The sequence below is a fragment of the Shewanella benthica KT99 genome, assembly GCF_000172075.1.
Classification (GTDB): Bacteria; Pseudomonadota; Gammaproteobacteria; order Enterobacterales; family Shewanellaceae; genus Shewanella; species Shewanella benthica_A.
In genome coordinates, this window is record NZ_ABIC01000028.1 from 1 (window position 1) to 19580 (window position 19580).

Sequence of the window (19580 nt, forward strand, 5' to 3'; positions counted from 1 at the left end):
CCGTATGTCCAGGTGAGGCCAACTTATTCCACTACGAGGCGTTTGAGCTTTTTCGCTCGGCTTATCCGCAGGGGAGTCAGAGGATGGTGATTTGGATGAGTTTCTAGAGCTCAATGCTAGGCGGTCTTCATATTCACGTAACTTTCCCACAGTTCTTGAATGAGTAAGTTTGCTTTTTTTCACCGAGTTCAGCAACCGTAGGCGGCTCTGTTGCGAATTGTTTTTTCTTTTTCATGAAGCTATTTTGACACGGCAAAGAGATCGTTCAATAGCGATATGACCAAACCTTATTGATCATCAATTGATCGTGTCAATAAGGGGCTGGTGAACGGTTACCCTTTACTCACTGTGTTGCACTGCTGACAACGCCCGTGAAATAACTGGTATTCGGTGATGTCAAGTGTAGGTTTAGGTAATTCAAACACCTGATGGCGATAACTTGGCGACGAGTTAGCCACAACTTTACCGCCACAATCAGCGCAGCAACTATCTGGCAAACAAGCAATTCTCTCGTCAGTCTCTGTAAGCTTTGCTAATGGTCTTTTATGCCCCGTATGTCCAGGTTGAGCGCCAACCTTATTTCCACTACGAGGCGTTTGAGCTTTTTTCGCTCGGCCTTATCCGCAGGGGAGTCAGAGGATGGTGATTTGGATGAGTTTCTAGAGCTCAATGCTAGGCGGTCTTCATATTCACGTAACTTTTCCCACAGTTCTTGAATGAGTAAGTTTGCTTTGTTTTCACCGAGTTCAGCAACCGTAGGCGGCTCTGTTGCGAATTGTTTTTTCTTTTTCATGAAGCTATTTTGACACGGCAAAGAGATCGTTCAATAGCGATATGACCAAACCTTATTGATCATCAATTGATCGTGTCAATAAGGGGCTGGTGAACGGTTACTTGCAGTAAACGTTGAATTTTACGTACGCTCAGGTGATAAAAGCCACTGAGCACAGCCACGTAATACCATTCTAAGTAAAAATATGATCTAATTGTGGCCATCACATCTTCTTCATTTGTACTCATGGATAATTTTAAAAATACAGATTTCAATGATCTCGCTCGTAAGCAGAGGCGGCTCTGTTGCGAATTGTTTTTCTTTTTCATGAAGCTATTTTGACACGGCAAAGAGATCGTTCAATAGCGATATGACCCAACCTTATTGATCATCAATTGATCGTGTCAATAAGGGGCTGGTGAACGGTTACCTAGTGTGATTAAAACCAGCGATCAAGCTTGATGGAAAGCCACAATCATTGCCCTCATTTAGTTAGCACCGCTCACTCTTGGGTATTTATCACAGATCCAATCAACGATTTTCATGATTCTGGCATCGCGCTGCTTCGATGACTTATATGCTATCGAATAATTAAAACCTGAATAACACGAAGGGAGATCTAATTTCACCAAATTACCGGATTCAATTTCGACCCTTAAGGTTTGTTCAACTCCAAGTACAATACCTTCTCCATAAATAGCGGCTTGAACGGCAAGCATATTATGATTGAACACTAACTTTTTCTGATCCGAGCTCATTTCGACACTGTTATCCCTGAACCAGCTATCCCAATCAAGGCCATAATCTTTATGTTTTGAAAATAATAAACAATGGCCATGTAAATTTTCCGTAGTGATTATTTTTGACTTTTCAAGGTATTTAGGACTACAAAATGCAATAAGCGTCTCTTTAATAAGAGGTTTAAAAATATAACCATCTTGTGACTCTCGAGTCACAATAAATATATCTGCCATCATATCGCTCATTTCAATGTCGTTTTGAAACATGCCGACGATTATATTCAATTCAGGGTATTGCTTTCTTAACTTCTCCATATTCGGAACCAACCACCTGGCCGCGAGAGATGTATAAGAGTGCACCCTGACCTCCCCTGACATAGTCGGCACTAGACTGGCACAGACACTATTTAAGTCATAGAAGACCGGAGACAATCTCAGCCTTAGTTCAAGGCCAGCTTCGGTAAGGTTGATCTTTCCTGCATTTCGATAAAATAGTTTTTCTAAGAAGTATTCTTCCAACTGCTTGATCTGTTGCGACACAGCGCTTTGAGTAATACTCAATTCATTCGCCGCAAGAGAGCAACTTTCTAACCTTGCACAGCATTCAAAAATCTGAAGCGATCTTAATGGGATATTATTATTCATAAATAACTAGATATCGAAAACCTTATAGCAGATTATAATAAGGTTTCATTTTAAAAATGTAATCACGCGCACAATAAAGTGTTATAGATTAGTTAACCAATGAGAATTTTATTAATTATTAGACAGTGATCACAAAGTAAACGTTCACCAGAAGGGCGTTGACTAAGCTGACACCAGGTCAAACACGTCTGGGTATTCACTGTTGCCTACAACGGCTGTAACGATCTTACTGATCACTGTAATTGGCGATAACTGCCGTTTTTTGCATGTTTCAACCACTGACAGTAACCGGGAACGGAACTTCTCCCCTCGATCTGAACGGGTGCCATAGCAAATTTTACGCATGATCACGCTACCACGTATGCAACGCTCTGCTTCGTTATTGGTCAGAGGAGTGCCTGGGTGATTAAGAAATACCCATAAGCCTTGCTCATATTTGAGAATATGACGGCATCTGCCAGCATAGCGTGAAGCGGGCACATTTCCCCCGCACTCAAGCCAGCGCTTAATACTGCGCCTTAGTCGTTGCATTCGCCGACGCCACATTATTTCCTCAACTTCACCGGATTCATATCTATGCTGGATGCGAAATACGGACTTGAAAAGCAATACCAGTCGGTTACCAATATTCGCAGTGAGGCCTTTTCCTGAATAATCGGCCATTTGTTGTAAATTGCGTAGCACCTGGGCTAGGCAAAACTGATGACGCTCAGGGGCTATCCAGTTGTAGCTCGGACATTGGTCGCTCACTACGATAGCTTGAGTCTGTGCACCTAATACCGATTTGGCGGCATCCTTATTGCGAAAGTATTTCACCACCTGAAATACCGCATCATCACCCGATAGCAAGCATATCCAACGGGTATGCGCTTCGCCATTACGATTATGTGTTGTCTCGTCAACATGCACTAATGACGCTTTTTTTATGTGTTGATGCAAGGCTTGGTGTGTCGGCGTCAGCATACTACTGACTCGTCCTTGAGCCTCAGAAATCAGGTCTGTAGAGAAATGAGTACCATATTGGTCTTGCAGTAAACGTTGAATTTTTCGTACGCTCAGGTGATACAAGCCACTGAGCACAGCCACGTAACTGAGCAATCGTGGCCCCATCTGACCATCGGGAGCGTCTTCAGGCAAGGCTCCTTTACTCACTGTGTTGCAATGCTGACAACGCCCGTGAAATAACTGGTATTCGGTGATATCAAGTGTAGGTTTAGGTAATTCAAACACCTGATAGCGATAACTTGGCGACGAGTTAGCCACAACTTTACCGCCACAATCAGTGCAGCAACTATCTGGCAAACAAGCAATTTTCTCGTCAGTCTCTGTAAGCTTTGCTAATAGTCTTTTATGCCCCGTATGTCCAGGTTGAGCGCCAACCTTATTTCCACTACGAGGCGTTTGAGCTTTTTTCGCTCGGCCTTATCCGCAGGGGGAGTCAGAGCATGGTGACTTGGATGAGTTTCTAGAGCTCAATACTAGGCGGTCTTCATATTCACGTAACTTTTCCCACAGTTCTTGAATGAGTAAGTTTGCTTTGTTTTCACCGAGTTCAGCAACCGTAGGCGGCTCTGTTGCGAATTGTTTTTTCTTTTTCATGAAGCTATTTTGACACGGCAAAGAGATCGTTCAATAGCGATATGACCAAACCATCAATTGATCGTGTCAATAAGGGGCTGGTGAACGGTTACGCTACTACGATGAACGCCAAATAGCCTACATAGCCTATTTACTGCATGGCTCTCTTTCAGTTCCTCGATTAACGAGAATGTCTCAGGGAGTCGGACATCAAGAGAGCAGTAGCCTTTTTTAAGATTTCTTTGTCCTCCTCTATCCGCCTTATTGTCTTTTCAAGCTCCCGAATTTTAAGCTGATCTGGTGTTAAGGGGCATGTTTTAATAAACGCCAATTAAACGGGCGTTTATTAAAAAGCCTTAATGATGAAGTTTAGGCTGATTTATATACAAGGAATTGAGCTATCCCAATATTTGACTAAGGTCTTCACTGACCTCATCGAGAAACTCATCCGCTTGATCAAACACTCCCAACATCTTAATGAAACCGTGAATAACACCGTCGTATATCTTATGTTTTACCGGCACACCACATGCGTGAAGTTTTTGCGCATAATGATAGCCATCGTCACATAATGGATCATACTGAGCAGTATAGATAAAAGTCGGTGGTAATCCACTATGATCGGCAGCATCGAGAGGCGAGAAATAGGGATTTTTAGCATCATCTTCACTGCGCATATAGTGGTTCCAATAATATTTCATACTGGCTTGCTGAAGCAGATAACCCTCGGCGTTGGCGACAGCCGAAGGGGTATTCCAACCATATTGCACCGCAGGATAGACTAAAATCTGGTAAGCCAGCTTAGGACCATTCTCATCCCGCAGACGCAAACACACTGCGGCGGCAAGGTTACCTCCGGCACTGTCGCCTAAAATGCCAATTCGTTTAATATCCAAACCAAGTTGAGATGCATACTCGAACACCCACTGCGTCGAGGCATAACAATCATCCATAGGGATAGGAAACTTGTGCTCCGGCGCCTTCTGGTAATTAATGGCAATGACCACGCTTCCAGTACGGTTGGCCAACGCCCGACTGAATGAATCATTAGTTTCGATGTTAGATACCACCCAACCACTGCCATGAATAAAGATAAGCCCGGACTGCAAACTGGCTGTATCTACAACACCTTCGGGGCGATAGATACGAATGGGTAGATCCGCCGTAGGCCCCGGAATAAATCTATGCTCTACGGCCGCAACGGTCTCGGGTTTACGACTCGGTATTGCAGTGGCTAATGCGGTCAGATCTTCACGTCTAGACTCTGCCGGCGTCATATCTTCATAAGCTGGGGCTCCCGAGTCACGCACTTCCTGCAAAAATTGTTCAACTTTTGGATCGAGCGGCATGATCCTCTCCTTATCTCTAATGTGTTTTATTGAAATTAGTATTCTATTCAAATAATAAATTGGCACTTGGGCAAAAATTGCGTGTCGCCTCACTCTGAGCGCTTATAAGCTGAACATTAAAAGGTCTGCCGCCTGACACTCACTAAAAGCAACAGAATCAAACGATGTGGGAATTGATGATCATCCTCTGACCCTTTGAACTAGAACATATGAGCAATAAATCTCATCCGGAGGCATGGAAAAAGTCCCACTTCGATAAGCGTATAACCTTCTTCATTGATTTCAATGAGCGACTGGCTAATAACTGATACTCTAAGGTATTTACCCCTTTACAATCTAGGTTCTGATCTGACACCTGCCGAATGACTTTAGCGGGGAGCCACATAAATCACTCTGTTATATGCTGGGAAAAAATAGCGGTTAATTCTCTGACTCAATAGAAGAAAAATTAACCAAGACTTTCTCTAACACAGCTCTAGTAAGAGTGTGGTGAGCTCTGAATATCAAGGGGTCTTTGATATTCATGCCATCATTGAGCTCACCATAAAAACGGATCAATGTGGGAGCAGCATCTGTTCCCACCGTTTTTATCAAACAATTGATCGATAAATTATCTGCCTTTCCAAACAGGATCGCGCTTCTCAGAAAATGCTAATGGTCCCTCTGAAGCATCCTCAGAATGTAATACAGATGGATAGTTTTTCAAGGTTCCACTGCGGATGTGACGATAGCCTTCTTCAACAGACAACTCACTCGTTTCGCGGCAGATCTCTTTAATAGCGGCAATCGCCAAAGGCGCGCCTTGAACAATTTGCAGAGCCAATTCACGGGCACAGTCCATCAGTTTATCACTTTCAACCACTCGATTAACGACTCCCCAACGCAGTGCTTCTTCTGCATTCATTCCGCGTCCAGTCATCATCAACTCATTGACAATAGCAGGCGGTAACAATTTAGGCAGACGTAACATTCCGCCACTGTCCGGCACAATACCGAGTTTGGCTTCAGGCAAGGCAAAGCTGGCATTCTCGGAGCAAACAATCATGTCTGCCGCGAGCGCAAGTTCAAAACCACCACCGAACGCATAACCGTTCACGGCTGCGATGACGGGCTTGTCTAGATTAAAAATCTCAGTTAAACCAGCAAAACCGCCAGGACCAAAATCGGCATCCGGTGCTTCACCTTCGGCTGCCGCTTTTAGATCCCAGCCGGCAGAGAAGAAACGTGCTCCGGCGCCGGTAATAATGGCGACACGAAGTTCTGGGTCATCACGAAATGCCAGGAAGGCTTCGCCCATCTCGAAGCTTGTTTTTGCGTCGATGGCATTCGCCTTGGGTCTGTCCAGGGTAATTTCTAAAATACTGCCATTGCGGATGACATGTAATGATTCGCTCATGCTAATACTCCATTTATAGTCATCAAGGATGACTCTGATTAAAAGATTAATTAAATTAAAGTCATGTAAGAAGTTTCTTTTGCACCTTACAAGTACAAGTTCTTGGGAAGGACTTTCTTATTTCCACTAATGATGGAACTTTAAACTTAGCCATATTTTCAGAACAATAATTAAGTATTTCATCGACACTCAATGATTCACCTTCATTAAAAATAACAAAGGCTTTTACCGCTTCATCACGAATATGATCGGGAATACCGATAACCGCAGCATCGAGAATATAAGGGTGTGACATAAGAATATTTTCAATTTCACTACTTGAAATATTCTCTCCGGCGCGTTTAATCATATTTGTTTTTCTATCAATAAAATAAAATAACCCCCTCTCATCGACATAGCCTTTATCTCCGGTGTAGAGCCAACCGTCGGCAGTCAGAACCTCGGCTGTCGCTTCGGGATCCTTATAGTAACACTTAAAAATGGTTCTTCCCGGGACTCCCTTGACTCGGAGATCGCCCACAATATTGGGCGCAACTTCATCGCCATTTTCATCGGTGATCTTGGCATCATAGGATAGTCCGGGTCTGCCGATGGACGGCCAGTGACGTTCTTCACCAGGCGTATCGCCAATCAGGCCGACTAAGGTTTCTGTCATGCCATAGGAATTAAACAACTCAACCTTGAATCGCGTCTCGAAATCCAATTTTTCCTGATCTGAAATATGCATAAAAAACAACATATCACGCAGACAATGCTCGCGCTCATTGGGCATGACAGGCTGCAACATCAAGGTCCGAACTATCATCGGCATGCTATGGGTAATAGTGGCCCTATAATCACAAACCTGCTTCCAGAACTTACGCGCACTGTACTTCTCAAGCATGACCAAACGCGCACCGACGGTAAACGCAGCCATGGCGGCATTACACTGAAAGTCGATATGAAAGCTGGGCATCATAGTCAGATAGGTGTCATCGGCTCTCAAGCTGGTTTGCCAGGCAGTGTAATAGCCCGCGAACAGAAGATTACAGTGGGTGATCTCAACGCCCTTGGGCCTGGAAGTCGTGCCTGAGGTACATAAAATTTCGACAACATCGTCACTGCTTAATGGCACGAGCTTCTCTAATTGAGTTGATTGTTGGCTCAAAAGTAAATCGAAATTAATGACACCCGATAACTCTGTATTTACCGTCCTTGTCACTAAGATATTGCTTACTAAATTATCGTCATCCAGCTCTATTCTTTTAAAAACAGGCAGAAATTCCTCTTCAATAACGACCGCTTTCACATCACATTTATTTATGATGTATTTACATTCCCCATATACAAGTTGAGTATTAATAGGAACGATAACCGCACCAATTTTTGCCAGCCCAAACCAACAGAATATAAATTGAGGGCTGTTATATAACTGTACGGCTACTTTATCCCCCTTATTAATACCTAATTGCAGGAATAGATTTGCAGCCCTGTTAATTTCGTCATTCAATGCGCTATAAGTAAACTCTCGGACATCGCCAGCAGCATCCTCAAAAACTAATGCTGTGTTATCACTATATTTACGCGCACGCTCTTCCCACATGCATCTTATTGTTCTGCTACCAACGATATCCATTCTCAATGCCTCACTTACTACCAGAGATTTTGGCCAAACCTTTATCACTTAAACTTTGGATCTCTTCTTCTGAATAACCTAGGTCACTCAAGATATCCGCGGTATCCATGCCGTGTTTCGGCATACCACGCCATATCTGACCCGGATTATTCTTGAACTTAGGCATCACGTTTGGCCCCTTGCAGGTCTTGCCATCAATGTTTTGCCACTCGGTAATAGACTCACGAGCAACATACTGTGGGTTAGACTCAAGTTCAGGAACCGTCAGTACCTTAGAGCTGGCTACTTTAAGCTCGGCGAATCTTGCCAACGCCTCTTCTATGGTGCGAGTCGCGAGATAGGCATCTAGGCTGTCTTCAACCTGCTCACCGAAAGGACACTCGACGCGATGGATCAACTGAGTTCCTGCAGGGATCTCCTCGGTGCCATAAAGATGGGCAATGCCCATATCCTTGAACAACTCCTCTATCTGCATCGCACCAACCAACTCCATGACGATATGACCGTCCTTGCAGGTATACAGGCCACAACCGGCATAGTATGGATCTTTACCTTTGGTCATACGCGGGCACATTTCGCCGCCGTTGAAATGATCCATCATGAAGTACTGACCCATACGCAACATCACTTCATACATAGCGATGTCGATGCTTTCACCGACACCCGTTTCACGAACGCGGTATAGCGCCGCCAGAGCTGAAGTGGTCGCCGTCATACCCGAGAAGTAATCAGCGGTATAAGGGAAGGCTGGCATAGGCTGGTCCTTGTCCCCGTTCTGGATCAGGTAGCCACTGAATGCCTGAGCGATAGTGTTGTAAGCAGGAAGATTAGTATACTCATCGGTGCCGTACTGTCCGAATCCCGACAGATGGGCAATAACCAGTTTCTTGTTGTGCTCCCACAAGACTTCGTCTGTGATACCGCGACGAGCGAAGGCAGGGCCTTTACTCGCTTCGATGAAGATATCGGTGGTTTCCATCAGTTTAAGGAAAGCATCCCGCCCCTCATCTTTAAAGATGTTCAGAGACAAGGCATGTAGGTTACGTCGCGACAGCTCTGGGTAGTTAGGCTGCACACGTATGGTATCTGCATAAGCCACGTTCTCAATCCAGATAACTTCAGCGCCCCACTCGGCAAGCATCTGGCCTGCAAATGGCCCTGCGATTTCAATACCGGAAAATACAACCCGAACCCCAGCTAACGGACCGAACGTAGGAGTAGTTAATTTCTTTGACATAATACCCTTCTCTTTTATATTCAAACAAAGACTCTGCACGACGATGGCGTCGACAATCTTTAATAAAGACTCAAATGGATTTGAAGATAAGGCGTACGGAACCTAGAAACCGTGATAAGACAGATGCGCGTTTCCAGGAACTGAGCAAGAATTTAATTTGCCTCCACAATGATTTGTGGAGGCCTTGCCGTACGGATTAACCCAGCATTAATTATCTGTATTTCTTAAGCACAGATCGACCTAGGGTCAGAATTTGCATCTCATCTGAACCGCCTGACACTCTGTCGACACGGATGTCGCGCCACATACGGCTGATACGATGCTCACCGACGATGGCATAGCCACCCAGAACCTGCATAGCAGAATCGATGACTTCGAAACCGGCATTGGCGCAATAGAATTTACACATTGCCGAGTCACCGGAAGTCATCATGCCGTTATCACATTTCCAGGCTGCTTCATAAACCATGTTTTTCATGCTGTTAAGCTTGATAGCCATATGAGCAAATTTTTCCTGGATCAACTGATAGCGACCGATCGCCTCACCGAATTGAACTCTCTGGTTGGCATACTTAGCCGCATCTTCGAATGCGCAGTAGGCAGCACCATAATTGGTCAGTGCAACGAGGAAACGTTCAGAATCAAATTCTTGCTTAACCCGCAAGAAGCCATTGCCCTCTTTACCAAACATGTCTGACTCTTCCAGCTCAAGTTCATCGAACTGAAGCTCACAGCAGCTGTCCATTTTCAAACCAAGCTTAGGTAACTTATTTAGCTTGATTCCAGGTTTTGACATATCGACAAACCACTCGGTGAAGATAGGTTTTTCAGAATCTGCATCTTTGGCCATCACCACAATATAAGGCGTACCCGCCGCACTAGTGATAAAGCACTTACTACCCGTAATATAAACCTTGCCATTCTTTCTCTTATAAGTGGTTAGCAAGCTACCCACGTCTGAGCCGGCACTGGGCTCAGTAATGGCCGAGTTCCACATCTGTTTACCGGTACCACGTAGCGCCATGATCTTATCTATCTGATCTTGGTTGCCATGTTTTAGCATCGTGGTGATCCCAGGTAACTGATACAAGACATATGTCGGTGCACCTAAACGGCCCAGTTCTTCCCAGATAACGGCGAGGGTAACCATGCCAGCATCAAATCCACCGTACTCTTCAGGCAGTAGCAGGCTATCGATCCCCATCTCGGCTAACTCTTTGACGAATCTCTCTGGGTACTGACTATTTTCGTCACACTCTGCGAAATAGCTCTCCCAGTTCTCCTTCGCCATCAAGTCGCGAATACCAGAAACAAATAACTCTTGTTCGTCGGTTAATTTAAAATCCATCGTATATTCCTATAAATTACTTTTATTTGGCTCAAATGCGGGCTTATCGGCCAACACTAAGAACTCCAGTTGTTTTTGCGGGCATCTTTCAAGAAAGATATGATAATCATGATATTGATAATAATCAGTGGCGCACCACCGGCAATAATCGCCGTCTGTAGAGGCTTTAGTCCACCCAATGACAACAGCACGATACCTATGACGCCTACCAGTACAGACCAACCCACACGAACCCAGATAGGGGGCTCGTTGTCCGCATCGACGCCCTTACAGGTAGACATAGCCAAGGTGTAAGAACAGGCATTGATCAGGGTGACAGTTGCGAGGAAACATAAGATGAAGAATCCCCACATGGTGATAGTGCTGTACGGTAGCGCTGCCCAGGTCTCGATAATCGCTCTGGGAGCACCATGGTCAGCAATAAGTTGAGGCATGTTGATGATATTTTCATTCATCAGGTTCACGGTGTTACTACCCAGAATGGTCCAAAGGAACCAGGTAGAAGCAGTCAAACCACCCACCATTGTCAGACAAAGCTCACGCACGGTACGGCCACGAGAGATCTTAGCCAGGAAGATACACATCTGGATACCGTATACGACCCACCAAGCCCAGTAGAACACGGTCCAATCTTGCGGCCAGCTACCTTCACTGATAGAACTGGTATAGAACAACATGCGAGGCAGTAGGTCCAACATGACACCCACAGACTCGGTGAAGTAGTTAACCGTGAAGCTGGTTGCACCGATAAGGAACACCCACACAAGCATGATGATACTCAGGTAGCTACGCAGATCGCTGGCAAGCTTAATACCCTTAGTCAGACCGAAGGCTACACACACAGCGTTGAAGATAATCCATGCTGAAATAACGATGGTATCGACTGCGGGGGTGCGTGGAATATCGAACAACCATTGGATACACTCAGTCACTAGAGGTGTCGCCAAACCTAGGCTGGTTCCCATAGCAAGGATAAGCGCTACAACATAGATATTATCGATAATAGTGCCGATAATACCTTTATGATACTTACCCAAAATCGGCTCTAATGTGCCACTGGGACGAACCACATCCATCTTCTTAACATAAAGGAAGTAACCCAAAGCAACGGTGAAGAAACCGTAACCCATCCAAGGCAGAGGTCCCCAATGGAACAAGCTGTAGGCGAGTCCCAACTCTTTAGCAGGAACCGAGAGGGATTCGAGCTCGAAAGGAGGATAAGTCACATAGTAGAAGATTTCTAATGACCCCCAGTACAGTACAGCCGCCGAGGTACAGGAGGCAAACATCAAGAAGATCCAACTTCCGGTACTAAACTCAGGTTTTTCCTGACCTAAGCGGTTATTAGCATATGGTCCCCATACCAGCCAGGCCCAACCCGCAGCCATAAAGATCATGTACCACTCAAACGCCCAACCCCATGTGTGGGTCAAATAGTGAAATACATTATTAATCACCATATTAGCCGCATCCAGGTCTCTTACAGTCCAGTAAGACAGCAATATGACGGCAATCAATGAAGGAAAAAATATTTTAGGGTCAATTGTGACCTTTCTCTTCTTTCCCGCGGTGACATCTACATCCAGAGTTTTTTCATTCATCTTATACATCTCCCTCTTTATTTTAGGAGGATAATAATTAAGGTTTCGAAGTTGTTTAAATCTATACACTTATCAAACTTAGTATTGCCTTGATAGTCAGAAGCTTTAACCTTTGACTATAAATCATAATGTTAAGATTGGTTAAAAGTATAAAAAACAACTAACACGCCTTTTCATTTTCTTATCAACACAACGAATAATAAATAATAAATAATGAATAACGATGATTTATTAATTAATACTCCTTGATTGACGAAAGAATAATGCATGCCCTGAACATCTTATTCAGTGATCGTTATCACGATCATTTGAAATAGAAAAAAAACGAAAAAACCATTCGTAAAATAGTGTTATTCCCATCACAAAACAGGGGGTGCAAATGAGATTGAAAGGAGATATAACAAAGCTATAATACAGCAGTTAACCACTAGAAAATAGAAGAATGAGAAACGTGCAACATATTGTTTAAAATAGATATATTAAACCGAAATCGATTTAATAACTAATTAAAAACAGTGTCATAAAACTACCGATAACACCTAAAAACCATCCTAGTAAATAGTATTTCTAATGGCCGAGTTAGCTCTACTAATAAAGAATTTTAGCCGTACTAATATTACTATTAGGGACGCTAAACATATACAATAAAAGCATTGAAAAAGACATCATTAGTAGGGCTAACATCATTACATGCTTATGTACCTCACTCAGTACGAATGTACAGGCGCATGAATTATTGCCAGATTTAACCGCCTATTAGGGATTTCTTTTTCCATTTTTCTTCGGTTAAACCGATAACAGAACTCACTAAGGTATTCTTGAAGGTATTTTCCCGAAACTCCATGAAATGTGCCGAGTAAAAAGGCTTTTAAGTTACCTATTGCAATATGAACCCAAGGCAACCATTCGTCGACCAACTCACTCGGTGTAACCCTAGCTTCATGCTGTTGAGTGTTATCTATGATATTCAAAGCGGCTAGTCCGTCAGTATGAACTTCTTGCTGTGCATTTAAGTGCCTAGCAACAAAATCGTTAACGGCTTCATGACAAACACTGTCGACGGCCTGCATAGCGATAAATCCCGCGCGTTTCCCTTTGCTTTCAACAGCAATTAACACAGGTGTTTTCCCTGCGGCTCCACGTCCGCGTTTACCTTTTCTCTTTCCCCCAACGAAGGCATCATCAATTTCAATGAGACCTGAAAGCCTATATAGACTGTCTCTATGACCCATTGCCGTTCTCAACTTGCTCAATATTAAGCGTGCCGTTCGCCAATTAACCTCAATGAGTTTACTGAGCCTCAATGCTGAAATGCTGCCTTTATCTGAGCCTAGAAAGTAGATGGCCCAAAACCACTTCGCTAAGGGAATACGGCTACCATGGAATACAGTATCTGCGGTGACAGATGTTTGTTTATGACACTGACTACATTCATAGACATCACGAGTAGTGAGCTGATAACTATGCTCACAACTGCACCTAGGACAAATAAAACCAGTAGGCCATCTGATGTGCTTTAGGTGGTTTAAACAATCAATTTCAGAACCAAACTGGCGTTGCCATTCAAAAAAACTAGCTTCAGGCGTTTTCATCGTCAATCTCACTTCTAGTCGTGATTTATACAATAAGAATAGACTGAAACTGACTCATATGCAGAGGCATGTATCATTATTTCACCAGCTGAAACACCTTGTATTTTAAGAGGTAAAACACCAGGCCAATGCAGGGCATTAGAACGACTAATATTAACGTTAGAAACACTAACAGGACACTCTTAATAAGTGTGACCCGTCTAACATTAGCGATAATAATTCTAGTCATATAATTGAACAGTCTACTAAATCAACGTGCATTAATAAAACAATATACTTTTAAACTATAGGCCACAGAGACATTACAGTCGCTATAAATGAATTATTTACAACACCAAGAGATAACGTTATTGGTACACCGGATTGGCAACAAATAATAAGTATGCAGCGGTTTTACCGTCAAAACATTATCTGATGGTTGTATAGGTGAATTCATAGAGAATATAGCCATATATCAAATTTAGAAGTATGTAATATCTAAACTGGAGAAATAATGAAAATTATTACGTGTTACAAATTAGTTCCTGAAGAGCAAGATATCGCGGTGAAAGCCGACGCTAGTCTTGACACGAGCAAAGCCGCGCCGAAGATCAGTCAATTTGATCTCAATGCGATAGAAACTGCGGTAGAGATCAAAGCCCTCGTAGGTGAATGCAAGATCACCGCCTTAAGCATTGGCGGTAAGGCTTTGGACAATCCCAAAGCACGTAAAGACATCCTCTCTCGCGGACCCGATGATCTGACTGTGGTTGTTGACGAGAAATTTGAACAGGCTCTACCCCATCAAACGGCTCGGGTACTAGCTGCGGCTGCACAGAAAACAGGTTTCGACCTGATTATTTGTGGTGATGGTTCTGGTGATCTCTACGCACAACAAGTGGGTCTACAGCTTGGTGAGTTACTGGAAGTCGCTACAATCAACGCCGTCAGCAAAATTGTTTCGGCCCAAGACGGTAAAATTACTGTTGAAAGAGCGTTAGACGATGAAGTTGAAGTTTTGGAGATCACTTTACCTGCTGTTATCTCCGTTTCAGCCGACATCAACGAACCTTCTATCCCATCGATGAAGACCATTTTGGCCGCCGCCAGAAAGCCGGTCACTAAATTAAGTGTCGAAGATATCGAGCTTGCTGAAATTCCGGTCCTGGTCGAATCGGTTTCAGTACTTGCGCCAGAACATACCGAGCGTAAGCAGATAATTATTCACGGCGATGATGAAGCACAAATCGCTGAATTTGCAGAACACCTGCGCAAAGCACTTAAGTAAGGGGAAAATGATGAGCAAACTGTCTAATGTATGGGTATTTAGTGATATCGCTTCCCGTTTACCTGAAGTTATCGCCGGCGGTGTTCAGCTAGGCGAAAAAGTGTCGGCTTTCGTACTGGGTTCTGAAGATGACATCACCAAGGCATACTCATTGGGTGCAACCCATGTGTATTACCTGGGTGAAAAAGACACCAGCAAGATCATTGAAGATTATGCAGAAACTATGGCCCATGCTATCTCTAATGGCGACAGCAACACCTTAATGCTGTTAGGTGCAACCAAACGTGGTAAAGCACTGGCTGCAAAATTAGGTGTACAACTTAAAGCTGGTGTTATCAACGACGCCTCTGAAGTCTCTGTCGCTGATGGTGATGGTGTAACAGCCAAGCATATGGTTTACGGCGGCCTGGCTATCGGTGAAGAAAAAATTCTATCGCCAATCGCGCTTGTCACTATAGGAAATGGCATATTCGAAGCCGCGCAAGCCGACAGCTCGAAAACCGGTGAAGCGATTTCGGTTTCATTCATCGAACCTAAATCCTCGATCAAGTGCATCGAGCGCCGCGCTAAGCAAGGCAAAAGCGTAGACCTGGGTAAAGCAAAACGCGTCATTGCTATCGGTAGCGGTATCGGCAAGCAAGAAAATCTTCAGATGGTTGCCGAACTAGGTGCGATACTTGGTGCAGAACTGGGTTGTTCTCGCCCGATCGCAGAAACAGAAAAGTGGATGGAACGCGAGCGTTACATCGGTGTTTCCGGAGTCATGCTAAAACCTGATCTATATCTGGCTCTGGGCATCTCTGGACAGATCCAACACATGGTAGGCGCATTGAGTTCAAAGACTATTCTTGCGGTAAACAAAGATAAGAATGCCCCAATCTTCCAATATGCAGACTACGGAATTGTCGGCGACCTGAACAAGGTTGTACCGGCACTGATCAGCGCCTTTAAAGGTTAATTGAAGATCGGGTCGTATTTATCTCCCCACGTAACATCGGGCACCAATAAGCCCGGTGTTAAAACTCAAATTATGTGAAGAGTAAATTTGTATGTCAGAAGAAGCATTTGACGCGATTATCGTAGGTGCAGGGCTTGCTGGATGCGTTGCCGCTTATGTGTTAGCAAAAGAGGGAGCGGATGTTCTCGTTATTGAGCGCGGTAATTTTGCTGGTAGCAAAAATATGACGGGTGGCCGACTCTATGCTCATAGCCTGGAGAAAATTATTCCCGGCTTTGCTAAAGAAGCCCCATTAGAAAGAAAAGTCACTAAAGAGAAAATCACCTTCCTGACCGATGATACCGGCGTCACCCTAGACTACCATAATGGCCGGGCGCAAACATCGGTTCAAGAATCATATACCGTATTAAGAGGTGACTTTGACCAATGGTTGATGGGGAAAGCCGAAGAGGTTGGTGCCCAGTTTATTACCGGTATTCGTGTCGATGAGCTCATTACTAAAGACGGTAAAGTCGTAGGCGTTCGAGCCGACGGTGATGAGCTGATGGCTAAGTCAGTTATTCTGGCCGAAGGGGTTAATCCCGTGCTGGCGGAAAAGTTAGGCATGGTAAAGCCTAAGGTAAACGCAGACGTGATGGCCGTGGGTGTCAAAGAATTAATTGAACTACCGAAAGAAGTCATTCAGGACAGATTTAATCTCTCTGATAATGAAGGTGCGGCATGGTTATTCGCCGGCTCGCCATCAAATGGTCTGATGGGTGGCGGCTTTATCTACACCAATAAAACCAGCATATCGTTGGGTATCGTTTGCGGATTACACGACATAGGCAGTTCAGATAAAACCGTTCCTCAGATGCTGGAAGATTTCAAAAATCACTCAATGATTAAGCCACTAATCGAAGGCGGCAAGTTACTCGAGTATTCGGGTCATGTGGTACCAGAAGCGGGCTTTAATATGGTGCCAAAACTGGTCGATGATGGCGTACTGATCACCGGAGATGCGGCGGGTTTCTGCTTAAACATCGGCTATACCGTTCGCGGAATGGATCTTGCCATCGCTTCTGGCGAAGCTGCAGCGAAAGCCGTGTTAGCGGCACGCGCAGCAGGTGATTTCAGTGCTGAAGGTTTATCTTTATATCAGACTCTTTTGGAAGACAGCTTCCTGATGAAAGATCTGAAACTGTATAAGAAGCTGCCTGCATTTATGGAAACACCACGGATCTTCAATCAGTATCCGAAAATGGTTGCCGACATAATGGAAAGTCTGTTCACAGTAGATGGCAGCGCATCACAACCACTACGTAAGACCATCATGAAACATTGTAAAGAGGTGGGTTACATGAACTTACTTAAAGATGGCATCAAAGGAGTCACTTCAATATGACCGAAACAGTCAATGTAGACGTTAAACTTGGCGTCAATAAATTTTACGTAGATGAAGGTCATCCACATATTATTTTGAAAGATAATCCAAATATGAACGAGTATCGCAAGCTGGTAAACGCCTGCCCTGCCGGTTTATATAAGCTTGAAGAAGACGGGTCTATCCGGTTCGATTCTGCGGGTTGTCTGGAGTGCGGTACCTGTAAATTTCTTTGTGGTGACACCATTTTAGAGAAATGGGAATATCCAAGAGGAACATTTGGCATCGAATACCGTTATGGGTAACCATATATAAACTGAATGTTTATATACCTCCTATTTCTTGGCTCTATCACTATAGAGTCAAGATAGTGTTATCTCGATAGAAGTGATTAATTTTAAAGTAACAAAACTTATGCATTGAATATGTTCTTAGATCCCAAGGATAACCGACACACTTGGTATAGCTTGAAGAGTCAGTTGCTTATAAGCTTCAGGTTCTCACGCAATTAGCTAAGGCCGCACAATGGCAACCCAGTATAAGCAACTGACACTGAAAGAAAGATACCAGATAGAAACATTAAGTAAACTAGAATTTAGTGCACGTAAGATGGCTCTAAAACTTGAGCGAGGCAATAAGACTATTGCTGAAGAGCTAGCACGGTGTCTCAAGCAGCGATATGGTACTGAAACCGCCCACCGGTTTGCAGACGAAAAACGCCGCTCAGCAGCCAAGCATTCGAAATGTACAGAGATGCATAAGAAGACTATCAATACATCTTTGTTATTAGGCTTGAGTCCTGAGCAAATAGCAGGACGAATGAAAGCTGAAGCTGGAGTAATACAATAAGTGCAACAGGCTGAAATTTGAATAGTGAGCCAGCTGAAGGCACAATCTAAGCTCTCACACAAAAATTAAGTCCGTTATGAATAAACTCAACGAACAGTACCGACAGCTAACTCAAGAGCCACGATACCAGATTTCAGCCCTTCGTAAAACAGGGATGGGACTGAGAGGCATTGCCAAAGAGATCGGGGTACATTACAGCACTGTTAGTCGGGAGCTGAATAGAAATTCACCCCCTAATGGATACTCAGGTGCTGAGGCTCACCCGCTGAGTGATATACGGAAACGAACATCCTTAAAAGCGAACAAACGTCATAGCCACACAGATGACATCATCCGTGGCTCCGTCATTTTAGGCTGGTCTCCAGAGACTATTAGTCTGCGAATGACGGTTGAAAGTAAAGTCACAGAGACGCTTAGCCATACGACGATCTACCGACGTATTGAAGAGAATAGGTTGCAAGGTGGTCACCTGTACCGTCAGTTGCCCAGGTTTGGTAAAACACGGTGGAAGGGTGGGAAACGTAATAAAAAGCGGGAGTTAGGCTAATTCCTGATCGAGTCGATATTACAGAGCGGCCTGATATTGTGGATGCGCGGACGCGATTAGGTGATTGGGAAGGAGACACGGTACACGGGCAGAGTGCCCACCTTGTGACACTCGTCGATCGCACAAGCCGCTTTACGCTAGCCAAACGTGTATTTAGCAAAACGAAAGAAGAAGTTGGCGATGCAATGATTGCTCTGCTGAAAACCGTTCACACGGTAAAGACAGTGACGTTAGATAATGGCGGTGAATTTGCAGGTCACGTTCGAGTGTCAAAGGCAATAGGTGCAGATATGTACTTTGCCAAGCCTTATGCCAGTTGGCAACGAGGAACCAATGAGAATACCAATGGTCGGATCAGGCGTTTTTGGCCAAAAAAATTCGACATGGGCAAACTGACAGATGATGAAATTGAAAGAAGGATCTTGCTACTTAATTTCACGCCAAGAAAAGTATTAGGTGGCCTCACTCCATTTGAGGTCTATATGGGACAGGGTGTTGCACTTATTACTTGAATCCAGCGCTAAGCCTTACGCAAGTTGGCAGCGAGATTTGAATGAAAATACTAACGGACTACTGCGGCGATTTTTTCCGAAAGGAATGGCGATATGCTCATTATCAAAAGTAGAGATCAAACAGACAGAATTTTTGATTAACATGAGACCCAGAAAAGCGTTAGACTATTTGAGCCCGTATGAGTATTTAACAGGTAAGCGTGTGTCGCTT

At 44.1% G+C, this 19580-nt stretch carries 13 protein-coding genes and 5 pseudogenes; 6 read left to right on the forward strand and 12 right to left on the reverse strand.

From position 1 onward, the window contains the following. From KT99_RS21710 to KT99_RS13125, 12 genes and pseudogenes are all read right to left on the reverse strand, one after another. Positions 1 to 235: pseudogene (locus KT99_RS21710) on the reverse strand (DUF6444 domain-containing protein); the annotation flags it as partial. 100 nt (positions 236 to 335) lie between these two features. Next, positions 336 to 793 (reverse strand): annotated as a pseudogene (locus KT99_RS21715) (DUF6444 domain-containing protein); the annotation flags it as partial. A gap of 467 nt (positions 794 to 1260) precedes the next feature. After that, complete coding sequence (locus KT99_RS13085; protein ID WP_005500825.1) at positions 1261 to 2157, reverse strand: LysR substrate-binding domain-containing protein; 897 nt, start codon at positions 2155 to 2157, stop codon at positions 1261 to 1263. A 162-nt stretch (positions 2158 to 2319) separates the two neighbouring features. Beyond that, a pseudogene (tnpC, locus tag KT99_RS13090) lies at positions 2320 to 3756 on the reverse strand (IS66 family transposase). 92 nt (positions 3757 to 3848) lie between these two features. Continuing rightward, positions 3849 to 4054, reverse strand: a pseudogene (locus tag KT99_RS22920) (IS3 family transposase); the annotation flags it as partial. A gap of 79 nt (positions 4055 to 4133) precedes the next feature. Beyond that, positions 4134 to 5084: an alpha/beta hydrolase gene (locus KT99_RS13095; protein WP_005500827.1), complete on the reverse strand. Its 951-nt coding sequence runs from the start codon at positions 5082 to 5084 to the stop codon at positions 4134 to 4136. A 610-nt stretch (positions 5085 to 5694) separates the two neighbouring features. After that, positions 5695 to 6480, reverse strand: coding sequence for a crotonobetainyl-CoA hydratase (caiD, locus tag KT99_RS13100; protein ID WP_005500828.1), 786 nt, complete (start codon positions 6478 to 6480; stop codon positions 5695 to 5697). A gap of 61 nt (positions 6481 to 6541) precedes the next feature. Further along, positions 6542 to 8095 (reverse strand): crotonobetaine/carnitine-CoA ligase, encoded by a 1554-nt coding sequence (gene caiC, locus KT99_RS13105; protein ID WP_040571976.1) that lies wholly within the window; start codon positions 8093 to 8095, stop codon positions 6542 to 6544. A 10-nt stretch (positions 8096 to 8105) separates the two neighbouring features. Next, positions 8106 to 9332: an L-carnitine CoA-transferase gene (caiB, locus tag KT99_RS13110; protein WP_005500830.1), complete on the reverse strand. Its 1227-nt coding sequence runs from the start codon at positions 9330 to 9332 to the stop codon at positions 8106 to 8108. Between the two features lie 211 nt (positions 9333 to 9543). Beyond that, entirely contained in the window at positions 9544 to 10680 is a 1137-nt protein-coding gene (caiA, locus tag KT99_RS13115; protein WP_005500831.1) for a crotonobetainyl-CoA dehydrogenase, read from the reverse strand. 56 nt (positions 10681 to 10736) lie between these two features. Next, on the reverse strand, positions 10737 to 12281 hold the full coding sequence (caiT, locus tag KT99_RS13120) for an L-carnitine/gamma-butyrobetaine antiporter (protein ID WP_050774366.1): 1545 nt from the start codon (positions 12279 to 12281) through the stop codon (positions 10737 to 10739). A 707-nt stretch (positions 12282 to 12988) separates the two neighbouring features. After that, positions 12989 to 13873: an IS1595-like element ISSbe2 family transposase gene (locus KT99_RS13125; RefSeq protein ID WP_005500835.1), complete on the reverse strand. Its 885-nt coding sequence runs from the start codon at positions 13871 to 13873 to the stop codon at positions 12989 to 12991. 493 nt (positions 13874 to 14366) lie between these two features. Here KT99_RS13125 and KT99_RS13130 point away from each other — a divergent pair, with 493 nt between their 5' ends. The 6 genes and pseudogenes from KT99_RS13130 (at position 14367) to KT99_RS23600 (ending at position 19369) form a co-directional block, all read left to right on the forward strand. Further along, positions 14367 to 15140, forward strand: coding sequence for an electron transfer flavoprotein (locus KT99_RS13130; protein WP_005500837.1), 774 nt, complete (start codon positions 14367 to 14369; stop codon positions 15138 to 15140). Between the two features lie 10 nt (positions 15141 to 15150). Beyond that, the gene (locus KT99_RS13135; protein ID WP_005500838.1) at positions 15151 to 16098 is read left to right on the forward strand and encodes an FAD-binding protein; all 948 of its coding nucleotides are present in this window, start codon (positions 15151 to 15153) and stop codon (positions 16096 to 16098) included. A gap of 91 nt (positions 16099 to 16189) precedes the next feature. Then, positions 16190 to 17482: an FAD-dependent oxidoreductase FixC gene (gene fixC, locus KT99_RS13140; RefSeq protein WP_005500840.1), complete on the forward strand. Its 1293-nt coding sequence runs from the start codon at positions 16190 to 16192 to the stop codon at positions 17480 to 17482. After that, positions 17479 to 17766 (forward strand): 4Fe-4S dicluster domain-containing protein, encoded by a 288-nt coding sequence (locus KT99_RS13145; RefSeq protein ID WP_005500842.1) that lies wholly within the window; start codon positions 17479 to 17481, stop codon positions 17764 to 17766. Before fixC ends, KT99_RS13145 begins: the two co-directional genes overlap by 4 nt. A 220-nt stretch (positions 17767 to 17986) precedes the next feature. Further along, on the forward strand, positions 17987 to 18310 hold the full coding sequence (locus tag KT99_RS13150) for an IS30 family transposase (RefSeq protein ID WP_005500844.1): 324 nt from the start codon (positions 17987 to 17989) through the stop codon (positions 18308 to 18310). Positions 18311 to 18386: 76 nt separating this feature from the next. After that, positions 18387 to 19369, forward strand: a pseudogene (locus tag KT99_RS23600) (IS30 family transposase). Positions 19370 to 19580: the final 211 nt, after the last annotated feature.